This is a genomic window from Burkholderia sp. ZZQ-2 (genome assembly GCF_050768715.1).
Taxonomy (GTDB): domain Bacteria; phylum Pseudomonadota; class Gammaproteobacteria; order Burkholderiales; family Burkholderiaceae; genus Burkholderia; species Burkholderia cepacia.
In genome coordinates this window covers 1-12417 of record NZ_LDVA01000345.1, presented here as the reverse complement: position 1 = coordinate 12417, position 12417 = coordinate 1, and the positions used below count along the sequence as shown (strand labels likewise).

The 12417-nt window shown below is 67.4% G+C and carries 13 protein-coding genes; 7 read left to right on the top strand and 6 right to left on the bottom strand.

What is annotated here, in order from left to right:
• A partial coding sequence (locus ABY44_RS32865; RefSeq protein WP_431643328.1) for a 4Fe-4S dicluster domain-containing protein occupies window positions 1–217 on the top strand: 217 nt, incomplete at its 5' end.
• Between the two features lie 134 nt (window positions 218–351).
• On the opposite strand, the gene aroC is transcribed toward ABY44_RS32865, so the two are convergent.
• From aroC to ABY44_RS32850, 3 genes are all read right to left on the bottom strand, one after another.
• Window positions 352–1452, bottom strand: coding sequence for a chorismate synthase (aroC, locus tag ABY44_RS32860; protein ID WP_021160805.1), 1101 nt, complete (start codon window positions 1450–1452; stop codon window positions 352–354).
• Between the two features lie 235 nt (window positions 1453–1687).
• Window positions 1688–3622 carry an MFS transporter gene (locus tag ABY44_RS32855; protein WP_060173027.1) on the bottom strand — a complete coding sequence of 645 codons (1935 nt, stop codon included), beginning with the start codon at window positions 3620–3622 and terminating at the stop codon, window positions 1688–1690.
• A gap of 139 nt (window positions 3623–3761) precedes the next feature.
• Window positions 3762–4217, bottom strand: a complete 456-nt coding sequence (locus tag ABY44_RS32850) for a CBS domain-containing protein (protein ID WP_006755543.1) — start codon at window positions 4215–4217, stop codon at window positions 3762–3764.
• Between the two features lie 159 nt (window positions 4218–4376).
• On the opposite strand from ABY44_RS32850, the gene ABY44_RS32845 reads away from it, so the two are divergent.
• Window positions 4377–4694: an Mpo1-like protein gene (locus ABY44_RS32845; RefSeq protein ID WP_021160807.1), complete on the top strand. Its 318-nt coding sequence runs from the start codon at window positions 4377–4379 to the stop codon at window positions 4692–4694.
• Between the two features lie 16 nt (window positions 4695–4710).
• On the opposite strand, the gene ABY44_RS32840 is transcribed toward ABY44_RS32845, so the two are convergent.
• On the bottom strand, window positions 4711–6042 hold the full coding sequence (locus ABY44_RS32840) for a YihY family inner membrane protein (RefSeq protein ID WP_027787716.1): 1332 nt from the start codon (window positions 6040–6042) through the stop codon (window positions 4711–4713).
• A gap of 145 nt (window positions 6043–6187) precedes the next feature.
• On the opposite strand from ABY44_RS32840, the gene wrbA reads away from it, so the two are divergent.
• The 4 genes from wrbA to ABY44_RS32820 are packed head-to-tail and all read left to right on the top strand — an operon-like array spanning window position 6188 to window position 9493.
• Window positions 6188–6808 (top strand): NAD(P)H:quinone oxidoreductase, encoded by a 621-nt coding sequence (wrbA, locus tag ABY44_RS32835; RefSeq protein WP_027787717.1) that lies wholly within the window; start codon window positions 6188–6190, stop codon window positions 6806–6808.
• Complete coding sequence (locus ABY44_RS32830; RefSeq protein WP_060173026.1) at window positions 6805–7197, top strand: DUF2069 domain-containing protein; 393 nt, start codon at window positions 6805–6807, stop codon at window positions 7195–7197. The genes wrbA and ABY44_RS32830 overlap by 4 nt, the downstream gene beginning before the upstream one ends.
• Before the next feature lie 18 nt (window positions 7198–7215).
• Window positions 7216–8637 carry an FAD-binding oxidoreductase gene (locus ABY44_RS32825; RefSeq protein WP_027787719.1) on the top strand — a complete coding sequence of 474 codons (1422 nt, stop codon included), beginning with the start codon at window positions 7216–7218 and terminating at the stop codon, window positions 8635–8637.
• A 25-nt stretch (window positions 8638–8662) separates the two neighbouring features.
• A complete protein-coding gene (locus tag ABY44_RS32820; protein ID WP_060173025.1) occupies window positions 8663–9493 on the top strand; it encodes a metallophosphoesterase in 831 nt (276 codons plus the stop codon).
• A gap of 70 nt (window positions 9494–9563) precedes the next feature.
• Here the strand turns inward: ABY44_RS32820 and ABY44_RS32815 are convergent, their stop codons facing one another.
• On the bottom strand, window positions 9564–9716 hold the full coding sequence (locus tag ABY44_RS32815; RefSeq protein WP_006476208.1) for a hypothetical protein: 153 nt from the start codon (window positions 9714–9716) through the stop codon (window positions 9564–9566).
• 117 nt (window positions 9717–9833) lie between these two features.
• Window positions 9834–10775, bottom strand: a complete 942-nt coding sequence (locus ABY44_RS32810) for a LysR family transcriptional regulator (protein WP_027787721.1) — start codon at window positions 10773–10775, stop codon at window positions 9834–9836.
• Between the two features lie 157 nt (window positions 10776–10932).
• Here ABY44_RS32810 and ABY44_RS32805 point away from each other — a divergent pair.
• The coding region (locus tag ABY44_RS32805; RefSeq protein WP_431643324.1) for an efflux transporter outer membrane subunit at window positions 10933–12417 on the top strand (1485 nt) is incomplete at its 3' end.

Here is a 12417-nt window from a genome sequence, read left to right as displayed (position 1 = left end):
GGTGAACGTGAACCTGCGCACGTATGCGGGGCCGGAAGGACGTTTCTGCCCGGCAGCGGTGTACGAGTTCGTGAAGAACGACGACGGTAGCGATCGCCTCGTGATCAACGCGCAGAACTGCGTGCACTGCAAGACCTGCGACATCAAGGACCCGACGCAGAACATCGTGTGGGTCACGCCGGAAGGCGGTGGCGGGCCGAATTACCCGAACATGTAATCCGCCAAGACGCGCCGCCGCGAGCGGCGCGTTTTTGCTGGTCGCCACAAACGAAACGGGGCGCTGACTGAAGCAGCGCCCCGTTTTGTATTCCCTGCGCGTTCGCGAGGCGCGCCGCGCCCCGCCCGCTTGCGTCAGGTCGCGCTACCGGCGATTTTCGGCGTCGACGTCTCGACGTCCCCGCACTGCGCGCGATGGCGCAGCGCATGGTCGATCAGCACCAGTGCGAGCATCGACTCGGCGATCGGCGTCGCGCGGATGCCGACGCACGGATCGTGGCGGCCGAACGTTTCCACCGTCGCCTCGTCGCCCGCCTTCGTGATCGAACGGCGCGGCGTACGGATGCTCGACGTCGGCTTGATCGCGATCGACACGGTGATGTCCTGCCCCGTCGAAATCCCGCCGAGCACGCCGCCTGCATGGTTGCCGACGAAACCGCCCGGCGTCAGCTCGTCGCCGTGCATCGAGCCGCGCTGCGCGACACTGTCGAAACCCGCACCGATCTCGACGCCCTTCACCGCGTTGATGCTCATCATCGCCTTCGCGATGTCCGCATCGAGACGGTCGAACACCGGCTCGCCCCAGCCGACCGGCACGCCCGACGCGACGACGTCGATGCGCGCGCCGATCGAATCGCCATCCTTGCGCAGCGCATCCATGTACGCCTCGAGCTCAGGCACGACCGCCGCATTCGGCGAGAAGAACGGATTTTCGTGCACGTGCGACCAGTCGACGAACGGCACGTCGATTTCGCCAAGGCCGCTCATGTAGCCGCGCACCTCGACGCCGAAGCGCTCGCGCAGCCACTTCTTCGCGACCGCACCCGCGCCGACGATCGGTGCGGTGAGGCGCGCGGACGAACGGCCACCGCCGCGGTAGTCGCGGATGCCGTATTTCTGCCAGTAGGTGTAGTCGGCGTGGCCGGGACGGAACGTCTCGACGATGTTGCCGTAGTCCTTGCTGCGCTGGTCGGTGTTGCGGATCAGCAGTGCGATCGGCGTACCGGTCGTCACGCCTTCGAACACACCCGACAGGATCTCGACCTGGTCAGCCTCCTGCCGTTGCGTCACGTGACGCGACGTGCCCGGCTTGCGGCGATCGAGTTCGACCTGGATGTCGGCTTCGGTCAGCCCCATTCCCGGCGGGCAGCCGTCGATCACGCAACCGATCGCGGGACCGTGCGATTCGCCGAAGGTCGTGACAGTGAAAAGCGTGCCGAGGGTATTGCCGGACATGATGGAACCGCCCAAAGAGAAATGGGCAAACCGATGCGCTGCCCGGGCCGCAGGCAGATCGATCGTTTGCCGGTCGAGAAAAGAGGTAAGCCGCTATTATGCCAGCCGTCCCGCGCCCGCGGGCCGCAGGCCGCATGAAAGGCGGCCCGGACACGCGGAACGCGTGCGGCCCGGCTTGTGCGGCGCAAGCCCGTCCGGCGCGGTTGCAGCCGAACGCATCCGGACAGGCGCTCGCCTACTTCCGCGCGCCGCGCAGTTCCGTTACCGCGGCCTGCAGCGACTCGGGCGTCGCGACCGACGCCGGGACCGGCTCGCCGACCGCCAGCGTCAGCCGGCTCATCACGCCGCGCTTGATGGGTCGCGGCATCCGCGCATCGGAATGCCGCGAAAAATAGCTGCCCCACAGCCCGCGCAGCGCCATCGGAATCACGGGTGCCGGCGTGCGGCCCAGGATTTCCATGATGCCGTGATGGAACGTGTTGATGTCGCCCGTCTTGGTCAGCTTGCCCTCGGGGAAGATGCACACGAGTTCGCCGTCCTTCAGCGCGGCCTCGCACAGGTCGTACGCACGCGCGAGCATCGCGGGATCCTCGTGGCGCGGCGCGATCGGGATCGCCTTCGCATGCCGGAATACCCAGCTCGCGAAGCGCGTCTTGAAGATCCGGTGATCCATCACGAAACGGATCGGGCGCGGGCTCGCGGCGGCCAGCACGAGCGCATCGACGTAGCTGACGTGGTTGCACACGAGCACGGCCGCGCCTTCCGCCGGAATCCGCTCCGCGTGCACGAGACGAATCCGGTAGAACGTGTGGACGAGCACCCACGCGACGAAGCGGAGCAGGAACTCCGGCACGAGCAGATAGATATAGGCCGCGACGATCACGTTCAACAGCGCGGTGACGAGGAACAGCCCCGGGATGTCGACGCCGGCCTTGGTCAGCCCCATCGCCATCACGGCCGACAGGATCATGAACAGCGCGTTCAGGATGTTGTTCGCGGCGATGATCCGCGCGCGGTGCGTCGGCGCGCTGCGGCTCTGGATCAGCGCGTACAGCGGCACGCTGTAGAAGCCGCCGAACATCGCGAGCAGGAACAGGTCCGCCAGGATGCGCCAGTGGCGCGCGCCGGCCAGGAATTCGCCGACCGACAGCAGATGGCCGGGCGACGGCAGCGCGCGGCTCGCGAAATACAGCTCGATCGCGAACACGCTGATGCCGATCGAGCCGAGCGGCACAAGGCCGATCTCGACGCGCCGCTGCGACAGCCGTTCGCACAGCAGCGAACCGAGGCCGATACCGACCGAGAACGTCGCGAGCAGGATCGTGACGACGTCGGGGCTCGCCGACAGCACGTCCTTCGCGAAATTGAAGAACGACGTGAGGAACGTCGCGCCGACGAACCACAGCCACGAGATGCCGAGCAAGCTCAGGAATACGGTGCGGTTCTGGCGTGCGAGCCCGAGGTTGCGCCAGGTCTCGCTGACCGGATTCCAGTTGATCACGAGATCGGGCTGCGGCGCCGGCGTGGAAGGCACGCGCTGCGCGACGAGGCGCCCCGCGATCGCGATGACGAGCACGCTCACCGCGAGCACGCGCTCGCCGGCACCTTCGATGCCCGCGGCCGCGCCGCCGATGATCGTGCCGATCAGGATCGCGATGAACGTGCCCATCTCGACGAGGCCGTTGCCGCCGACCAGTTCATGCTCGCCGAGATGCTGCGGCAGGTACGAATACTTGACGGGCCCGAACAGCGTCGAGTGCATCCCCATCATGAACGTGCACAGATACAGCAGCGGCGCGCTGTGCATGACGAAGCCCGCCGCGCCGACCAGCATCAGCACGATCTCGAAGGTCTTCACGAAACGCGTGAGGGTCGCCTTGTCGTACTTGTCGGCGATCTGGCCGGACGTCGCCGAGAACAGCACGAACGGCAGGATGAAGATCGCGGAAATCAGGAAGGCCGCCGTCTTCGCATCGACACCGGCGAACCGCGCGGTGTGATAGGTGACGAGCGACGTGAAGCCGATCTTGAAGACGTTGTCGTTCAGCGCACCGAGGAACTGGGTCGTGAAGAACGGCGCGAAACGGCGCTCGCGCAGCAGGTCGAACTGCGACGCGTGGGCGTGCCGTTCGTCGCGCCGCCTGGAAGTGGCTTGCGTTTGATCGCTCATGCGGAATACGCGCGCGCCGTCTGGGCAACGCTGCGCGGGCCTTGTATGGTCATTGAAAAAACGGCGGCGCAGGACAAGCCTGCGCCGCCGCGTGCCGGGTGGCGGCGCCCGCGCATGACGGCGACGGGCGCGGCGTGGTTCACGACTTGTGCGCTTCGGCTTCCGATTCCGGCCAGTCGCGGATGTACGCCTTCAGCATCCGGTTCTCGAAGCTCTGCGCCTCGACGACCGTCTTTGCGACGTCGTAGAACGAAATGACGCCCATCAGCACCTTCTTGTCGAGCACCGGCATATAGCGCGCATGGCGCTCGAGCATCATCCGGCGCACTTCGTTGACGTCCGTTTCCGGCGTGCACGTGAGCGGCTCGTCCATCACCTTGCGCACCTGCACGTCGCCAATCGCGCCGCCGTTTACGTGCAGGCGCAGGATGATCTCGCGGAACGTCAGCATCCCGACGAGATCGCCGTACTCCATCACGACGAGCGAACCAATGTCGTGCTCGGCCATCGTGTCGACCGCTTCGCGCAGCGGCTTGTCGGGCGTCACCGTAAAAAGCGTGTTGCCCTTAACTTTCAGAATATCGCTGACGCGCATCGTAGTCCCCTCATGCTTGAATGCAAAACCTCTTTCGATCCTATCGGAAAGCCTGTCAAAAGGAAAGCGCGGGCCCGTGCGGCGGGCCGCCGCCCCGCTTGCGGAAGCAGGCCGCCGGCAGCACAATGGCCCCATGAACAGCGGCCCGAGGAGACGGCCATGGCGCATACGCATACGGAGCAATTCGCCAGCTTCGCTGATTTCTACCCGTATTACCTGAACGAACACCAGAACCTGACGTCGCGGCGGCTGCACTTCGTCGGCTCGCTCGGCGTGATCGGCTGCGTCGCGATGGCGATCGCGACCGGCGACTGGCTGTGGCTGCCGGCGGCGATCGTCTGCGGCTACGGGTTCGCGTGGGTCGGACACTTCTTCTTCGAGAAGAACCGCCCGGCCACGTTCCGGCACCCGATCTACAGCCTGATGGGCGACTGGGTGATGTTCAAGGACATCTGCACCGGCAAGATCCCGCTGTAACGGCCAGGCACCCCGCTCACGCGGGCCGCGGCGGCCGCGCGTGCGGGTCGGACACGCCGCCCGGCGCCTGCCCCGGGACACCCGCCGCTTGTGCGCCGGCCGGCCGGTGCGCGGCGATCAGCGACGCGAGCGACACGTCGAAGCGATCGCTCGACAGCACCGCGAGCAGCGCCGCGCCATCGACATGGCTGCGGCGTCGCTGCAACTGGTAGGTCAGCTCCGTGCGGTCGATCACCAGCACGTCGAACAACTGCGCGAGCGTCAGCTGCTCCGGGTTCGCGAGCAGGATGTAGCGCGGCGTGGTCTCGCCGCCGCCGTCCAGCCGCGCGATCCATTCCCGCTCCTCCATCGTCGTCAGCAGGCGCTGCGCGGTTTCCATATCGCAGCGCAGCATGGTCGCGAGCCGCATCGCCGTGTAGCCTCGCTTGCCGGCCGTGCGCGCTTCGGCCAGCCGCGCGAGCATTTCCAGTGCGTCGAGCAGGTCGCTGCCCGGATAGTGAATGCGGTGGAACTGGCCGACGCGGATCGCCGGCAGCGCGGAGGCCACCATCGCGCCGAGCAGCGCGATGAACCAGCTCAGGTACACCCATAACAGGAACACGGGCAACGCCGCGAACGCACCGTATACGGCCGTATAGGTCGGAATGCGCCGCACGTAGTAGCCGAAACCGCGTTTCGCCAGCTCGAACGCAATTGCCGCGAACAGCCCGCCGATCACCGCATCGCGCCACGCGACCGTGCAGTTCGGCAGGTACACGTACAGCAGCGTGAACGCGAGCACCGCCAGCGGCAGCGACACGAGCGCCAGCAGCCACTCGACGATCGACGTGGACGGCCCCGCGCCGGTAAACGCGAGCGACTGCGTGAACAGGTACGACGAGATCGACAGGCTCACACCGAACAACAGTGGGCCCAGCGTGATCAGCGCCCAGTACGCGAGCACGCGCTGCGCGAACGGTCGCGGCTTGCGTACCCGCCAGATCAGGTTGAACGCCGACTCGATCGTCATCATCGTCATCACCGACGTGACGACGAGCACGATCAGGCCGGCCGTCGTCAGCCCCTTGGCCTTCGACGCGAACTGGTTCAGGTACTTGAATATCTGGACGTTGAACTGCGCGGGCATCAGGTGATCCGCGAGGAATCCCTGCAGCGAGATCTGGAACGACGCGAACATCGGGAACGCGGTGAACAGCGCGAACGCGACCGTCACGAGCGGCACGAGGGCCAGCATCGTCGTGAACGTCAGGCTGCCCGCTACTTGCGGGATGCGATCCTCGGCGCTGCGCCGGGCCGCGAACTGCGCCAGGCGCTTGAGGGTGTCGAGATCGACGCTCAACTTCGGCAAACGGCTTCTCCTTCTTGATACCGCACGCCCGACGGCGCGCCGCCGCCGCGCTGCGCGACGGCTTCAGCCCCTATAATAGCCGCTCGATTCCAGCAGGGGCCGACTGCACCGGGCACGCGCGCGGCCGCACGCGGTTCCGTCGCCCATGAAAGACATCCTCGTTCTCTATTACAGCCGTCACGGCGCCACGCGCGATCTCGCACTCGCGATCGCGAACGGCATCGACAGCGTGCCGGGCATGCAGGCCCGCATCCGCACCGTGCCGCCCGTGTCGACCGTCTGCGAAGCCACCGCCCCCGACATCCCCGCCGACGGCCCGCCGTACGCGGAACTGCGCGATCTCGAGGAATGCGCGGGCCTCGCGCTCGGCTCGCCGACCCGCTTCGGCAACATGGCCGCGTCGCTCAAGTATTTCCTCGACGGCACCACGCCGCAATGGTTGTCGGGTGCGCTGACCGGCAAGCCGGCAAGCGTGTTCACGTCGACAGGCAGCCTGCACGGCGGCCAGGAATCGACGCTGCTGTCGATGATGCTGCCGCTGCTTCATCACGGCATGATGATCGTCGGGATCCCGTACACGGAATCCGCACTCAGCACGACGCGTACCGGCGGCACGCCGTACGGCGCCTCTCACGTCGCGCAGCACGATCGCTCGGCCGCCGGCGGGCTGTCGGCGGACGAAAAGACGCTCGCGGCCGCGCTCGGCGTGCGGCTCGCTCGTGCGGCGGCCGCCCTCTCCAGCGCCCAGGCCGCCGAAGCCGCATGAACGCCCCCGCCCGTCCCGCCGTCACTGCCCGGCCGCGCTACGCGCTGATTGCCGCCGCATGCCTCGTCGCGCTGATCGCGCTGTCGCTCGCGTGGGAGCTGCGGCTCGCGCCGCTGCGCCCGGGCGGCTCCGCGCTGATGCTCAAGGTCATACCGCTCGCGCTCGCGCTGCCCGGCGTCTGGCGGCGTAACATCTATACGATGCAGTGGGCGAGCATGCTGATCCTCGTCTATTTCGCCGAAGGCGTCGTGCGCGGCATGTCCGATCGCGGGCTGTCCGCGACGCTCGGCTGGTGCGAAACCGCGCTCGCCGTCGGTTTCTTCGTGACGGCGCTGGCATACGTCGCGCCGTTCAAGCGCGCGGCGAAAAAGTCGCGCGCCGCGTCCTGACCCTTACGCGACAAGGTGATGATGTCCTCCGAAGCTTTCGTTTCCGCGTGCCGCGATGCGATCGGCGCCGATCATGTGCTGACCGACCCGCACGATACCGAACCGTTCCTGACCGACTGGCGCCGCCGCTACAAGGGTGCCGCGTGCGCGGTACTGAAACCCGCGAACACGGCCGAGGTCGCCGCCCTCGTCAAGCTGGCCAACGCACACGGCATCGCGCTCGTGCCGCAAGGCGGCAATACCGGCCTTGCCGGCGGCGCCACGCCCGACGCGAGCGGCAGCCAGGCCGTGCTGAGCGTCGCGCGCCTGAACCGCGTGCGCGCGCTCGATCCGCACAACAACACGATCACCGTCGAAGCCGGCGTGATTCTCGCCGACGTGCAGGCACGTGCCCGCGAAGGCGGCCGGCTGTTCGCGCTGAGCCTCGCGGCGGAAGGCAGCTGCACGATCGGCGGCAACCTGTCGACCAACGCGGGCGGCACCGCGGTGCTGCGCTACGGGAACGCGCGCGAACTGTGCCTCGGGCTCGAGGTGGTGACGCCGCAGGGCGAGATCTGGGACGGCCTGCGCGGACTGCGCAAGGACAACACGGGCTACGACCTGCGCGACCTGTTCATCGGTGCGGAAGGCACGCTCGGGATCATCACGGCGGCCGTGATGAAGCTGCATCCGCTGCCGGCCGCGCAGGTCACGGCACTCGCCGCGCTCGAATCGCCGCACGCGGCGCTCGATTTCCTCGCGCTCGCGCAGCGCGCGGCCGGGCCGCTCCTGACCGGCTTCGAGCTGATGTCGGATTTCTGCATGCAGCTGGTCGGCAAGCACTACCCGCAACTGCGCTACCCGTTCGCGCAAACGCACGCGCAAACGGTGCTGCTCGAACTGTCCGACAACGAAAGCGAAGCGCATGCGCGCGCGCTGTTCGAGAAACTGATGGAGGAAGCGTTCGAGGCCGGGCTCGTGGTCGACGCGGTGGTCGCGGAGAATCTCGCGCAATCGCGCGCATTCTGGGATCTGCGCGAGCACATCCCGCTCGCACAGGCCGACGAGGGGCTCAACATCAAGCACGACATCGCGGTGCCGATTTCGTCGATCGCGCGCTTCATCGACGAAACCGACGCGGCGATCCAGCAGGCCGCGCCGGGCGCGCGGATGGTCACGTTCGGCCACCTCGGCGACGGTAACCTCCACTACAACGTGCAGATGCCGGAAGGCGGCGATCCGAAGGCGTTCCTCGCCGCGTTCCAGGCGCCGATCAACCGGATCGTCTACGACAACGTGCACCGCCACCACGGCACGATCAGCGCGGAGCACGGGATCGGCCAGCTGAAGATCGACGACGCGCAGCGCTACAAGTCCCCGGTCGAAACGACGCTGATGCGCACACTGAAGACCGCGCTCGACCCGCGCGGCCTGATGAATCCCGGCAAGGTCCTGCGCTGAAGCCGCCCACTCCGGAGCCCCGCCCGTGAAAATCCGCGTCCTGTCCGATCTGCACCTCGAAAGCAACCAGCCCGACGCGATCGCGCATGCCGACGCGGATCTCGTCGTGCTGGCCGGCGACATCCACAATCATGCGGAAGGCCTGCGCTGGGCGGCCGAAACGTTCGATCCCGCGGTACCGGTGATCTACGTGCCAGGCAACCACGAGTACTACGACGGGGAATTCGGCGCGCTGGAGACGGCGATGCGCGATGCGGCGCAGGCGCTCGACAACGTGCATTACCTGAACAACGACGTCTACGTCGATCCCGGGCAGCGGTTCCGCGTGCTCGGCACGACGCTCTGGGCCGATTTTTCGCTGTTCGGTACCGACGAAGCCAGCCTCGCGAGTGCAATCGACGCCGGGCTGCGCGTGATGCTCGATTTCAAGGGCTTGATCCAGGTGACCTGGCCGCATGACGCGGCGCTGCATGCGGCTCCGGGCACGCCGGAACGGGATTTCTCGCCGGCCGACGCGATCGCGCTGCATCGACGCAGCCGCGCATGGCTGGAGACACAACTCGCGACGCCGTTCGCGGGCCGGACGATCGTCGTTACCCACCATGCGCCGCACCGGCGCTCGCTGGCGCAGCGCTATGCGGACGATCTTGCGTCGGCGGGATTCGTCACGGACATGGCGGAACTCGTGCAGCCGCCAGTGGATCTGTGGCTCCACGGCCACACGCATACGTCATTCGACTACGTGGCGGACGGTGGCACACGCGTGGTATGCAATCCGCGCGGCTACATCCACCGGCGCACCGGCGAACGGGAAAACACCGCGTTCACGTGGGACAAGGTCGTCGAGCTCGGCTGAACGCCACCCCGCCCGGCCGCATTGCGCGGCCTTTTTGCGCGACCTTTTCGACCCGGAGCGTGACCGCGGATCAGCGCCCCGGGCGGCGCGGCTCGCGCACCCGTACCGGCACCGGCTTCATCTGCGCCTTCGCCTTCATCGCGCGCAGCAGGTCGCGGGTCGCCGCGGCGGCCGCGGCCGCGCCCAGCAGGACTCCAAGGCCGATCATCAGGTGCGTATCCATCGCTACTCCGGGGTTGCGTATCTCGTTAATTTCCACAGTATCAAACTGTCCGGCACGCGTTCGTAAAAAAATGTTGCGTGAAGGACAAATCTCGTCAGATCGCGGCCAACCGCGCGGTCATGTCGCACGCGTGTACTGTTCGAGCGCGGCTTCGTCGGCTGCCAGCGTGGCCGGCAGCTCGTCGCGCAGGAAATCGACCCAGGTACGGATTTTCGCGTCGAGGTACTGACGCGACGGATACAGCGCGTAGATGTTCATCACGTGCGACCGGTATTCGGGCATCACGCGCACGATGTGCCCGCTGCGCAACCAGCCGATCGCCGAATAGAGCGGCAGGCCGCCGATCCCCATCCCTTCGCGCACGGCCACGGCGAGCGCCTCGGCGACGTTCACGCGAAACGGCGGCGCCGTGATCGGGACGACTTCGTCGCCGTTCGGCCCCGCGAGCGCCCATTCGTCGAACTGAAAGCCCGGCGCGACCATCCCGAGGCATACGTGCTGCGCGAGATCCGCGGGCCGCTGCGGCACGCCGTTCGCCTCGACGTAGCCGCGCGACGCGCACACCACGCTGTAGCTCTCGCCGAGCCGCTGCGACACGAGCCCCGAATCCGGCAGGTCTCGGCCGACGACGATCGCGACGTCGTAGCCCTCGTCGAGCAGGTCGGGCATCCGCTGCGCGAGCGTCAGCTCGACGTGCACGTCCGGGTAGCGCTCGCGGTAGCGCGCGATGGCCGGCACCAGGTAGTGCTGGCCGAGGCTCGTGAAGCAATGCACCTTCAGCTTGCCCGACGGGCGCGCATGCGCGTCGCCCGCCTCGGCTTCGGCCTGGTCGACATACGCGAGGATCTGCTCGCAGCGCTGCAGGTAGCGCTCGCCGGCTTCGGTCAGTGCGATCCGACGCGTCGTGCGGTTCAGAAGGCGCGTGCGCAGGTGCGCCTCGAGATCCGAGACCGCGCGCGACGCGTAGGCAGTGGTCGAATTCATCTGCTGGGCGGCCGCGGTAAAGCTTCCCGCGTCGACCACGCGGACGAATACCCGCATGTTTTGTAACGTATCCATCCCATTACCCGTTTGAATCCGGACGGATTGTTGCACAGAGGCAAACAAGTATTGTCTCAGGATTCGTAAAAATGACTTGCACCCTTGTCCATATATTCAGGAATCGCTGAAAAATATAATCGCATCCGACTCATCTATATCCGAAAGGGAGAAAATCGTGCAGTCTCCGGCGACAAAAGGGACGCTCGCACTGGCGGTTCTTGCAGTCTCATTAATAATGGCCGGGTGCGCGAGCATGGGCGACAACAAGCCGCAGTCGGCCCGCATCGAAGCGAACGCGCTCGATGCCGGCGCGGCCATCCGCGCGGCCGACCGTGACGCGGGCTGGCCCGCGGCCGACTGGTGGCGCGCCTACCGCGATCCGCAGCTCGACACATGGATTGCCGCCGCGCAGGCCGGCAACCCGACGCTCGCGGCCGCCGAGGCCCGCGTGCGCGAAGCGCAGGCGATGGCGCGCGTGGCCCGCTCGGCCGAATTGCCGCAGATCAACGGCAACCTCTCGCTGATGCGCCAGCACTGGCCGGACAACGTCTATTACGGCCCCGGCCCGCTCGCGAACACCGACACCTGGAACAACACCGGCACGCTCGGCCTGTCCTACCACCTCGACCTGTGGGGCAAGGACAAGAACGCGACCGAGCGCGCGCTCGATACCGCACACGCAACCGCCGCCGACGCACGCGCGGCGAAGCTCGAACTCGAGGTCAACGTCGTGCGCGCGTACGTCGGTATGTCGATGAACTACGCGCTGCTCGACCTCGCGCACGAAACGTTCGAACGCCAGCGCTCGCTCGCCGATCTCGCGCGCAAGCGGCTGCAGGCTGGCCTCGGCACGCAGCTCGAGGTAAGCCAGGCGGAATCGACGCTGCCCGACTATGAGCGCCAGATCGACAGCTACGAGGAAGCGATCCAGCTCGCGCGGCACCAGCTCGCCGCACTGGCCGGCAAGGGCCCGGGCGCCGGCGATGCGATCAAGCGGCCTCGGCTGTCGCTCGACGCACCGGCCGGCTTGCCGTCGGCGATGCCGGCCGACCTGCTCGGCCGCCGCCCCGACGTCGTCGCGGCACGCTGGACGGTCGACGCGCAGGCGCGCGGCATCGACGTCGCGAAGGCTTCGTTCTATCCGAACATCGACCTGCTCGCGACGGTCGGCGGCTTCGGCGTGACCGCGCCGTTCACCGACTTCCTGCGCGCGATGAACGGCGGCTGGACGGCTGGCCCCGCGCTGTCGCTGCCGATCTTCGAAGGCGGCCGGCTGCGCGCGCAGCTCGGCGCGGCGAATGCCGGCTACGACCAGGCGGTCGAGCAATACAACCAGACGATCGTCGGCGCGCTCAAGGACATCGCCGACCAGGTCGTGCGGATCCGTTCGCTCGATACGCAGAAGAAGGACGCCGCACGCTCGGTGGCCGCCAACGACCGCAGCTACCAGCTGTCGCGCGAAGGTTTCCGCCGCGGGCTGACCGACTACGTCAACGTGCTGGTCGCGCAGCAGCAATTGTTGCGCGCGCAGGAAACGGCCGCCCGCATCGATGCGGAACGCCTCGCCGCGCACGCTCAGTTGATGGCCGCGCTTGGCGGCGGCGTCGAGACGGGCACGGACGTGCCGGGCGGCCATCCGCCGGGCAGCCAATCGTCGCAT

Bases quoted from the DNA above. Each gene is read 5' to 3' on its own strand.
- aroC (WP_021160805.1), bottom strand. From the start codon at position 1,452: ATGTCCGGCAATACCCTCGGCACGCTTTTCACTGTCACGACCTTCGGC.
- ABY44_RS32855 (WP_060173027.1), bottom strand. From the start codon at position 3,622: ATGAGCGATCAAACGCAAGCCACTTCCAGGCGGCGCGACGAACGGCAC.
- ABY44_RS32850 (WP_006755543.1), bottom strand. From the start codon at position 4,217: ATGCGCGTCAGCGATATTCTGAAAGTTAAGGGCAACACGCTTTTTACG.
- ABY44_RS32845 (WP_021160807.1), top strand. From the start codon at position 4,377: ATGGCGCATACGCATACGGAGCAATTCGCCAGCTTCGCTGATTTCTAC.
- wrbA (WP_027787717.1), top strand. From the start codon at position 6,188: ATGAAAGACATCCTCGTTCTCTATTACAGCCGTCACGGCGCCACGCGC.
- ABY44_RS32830 (WP_060173026.1), top strand. From the start codon at position 6,805: ATGAACGCCCCCGCCCGTCCCGCCGTCACTGCCCGGCCGCGCTACGCG.
- ABY44_RS32825 (WP_027787719.1), top strand. From the start codon at position 7,216: ATGATGTCCTCCGAAGCTTTCGTTTCCGCGTGCCGCGATGCGATCGGC.
- ABY44_RS32815 (WP_006476208.1), bottom strand. From the start codon at position 9,716: ATGGATACGCACCTGATGATCGGCCTTGGAGTCCTGCTGGGCGCGGCC.
- ABY44_RS32810 (WP_027787721.1), bottom strand. From the start codon at position 10,775: ATGGATACGTTACAAAACATGCGGGTATTCGTCCGCGTGGTCGACGCG.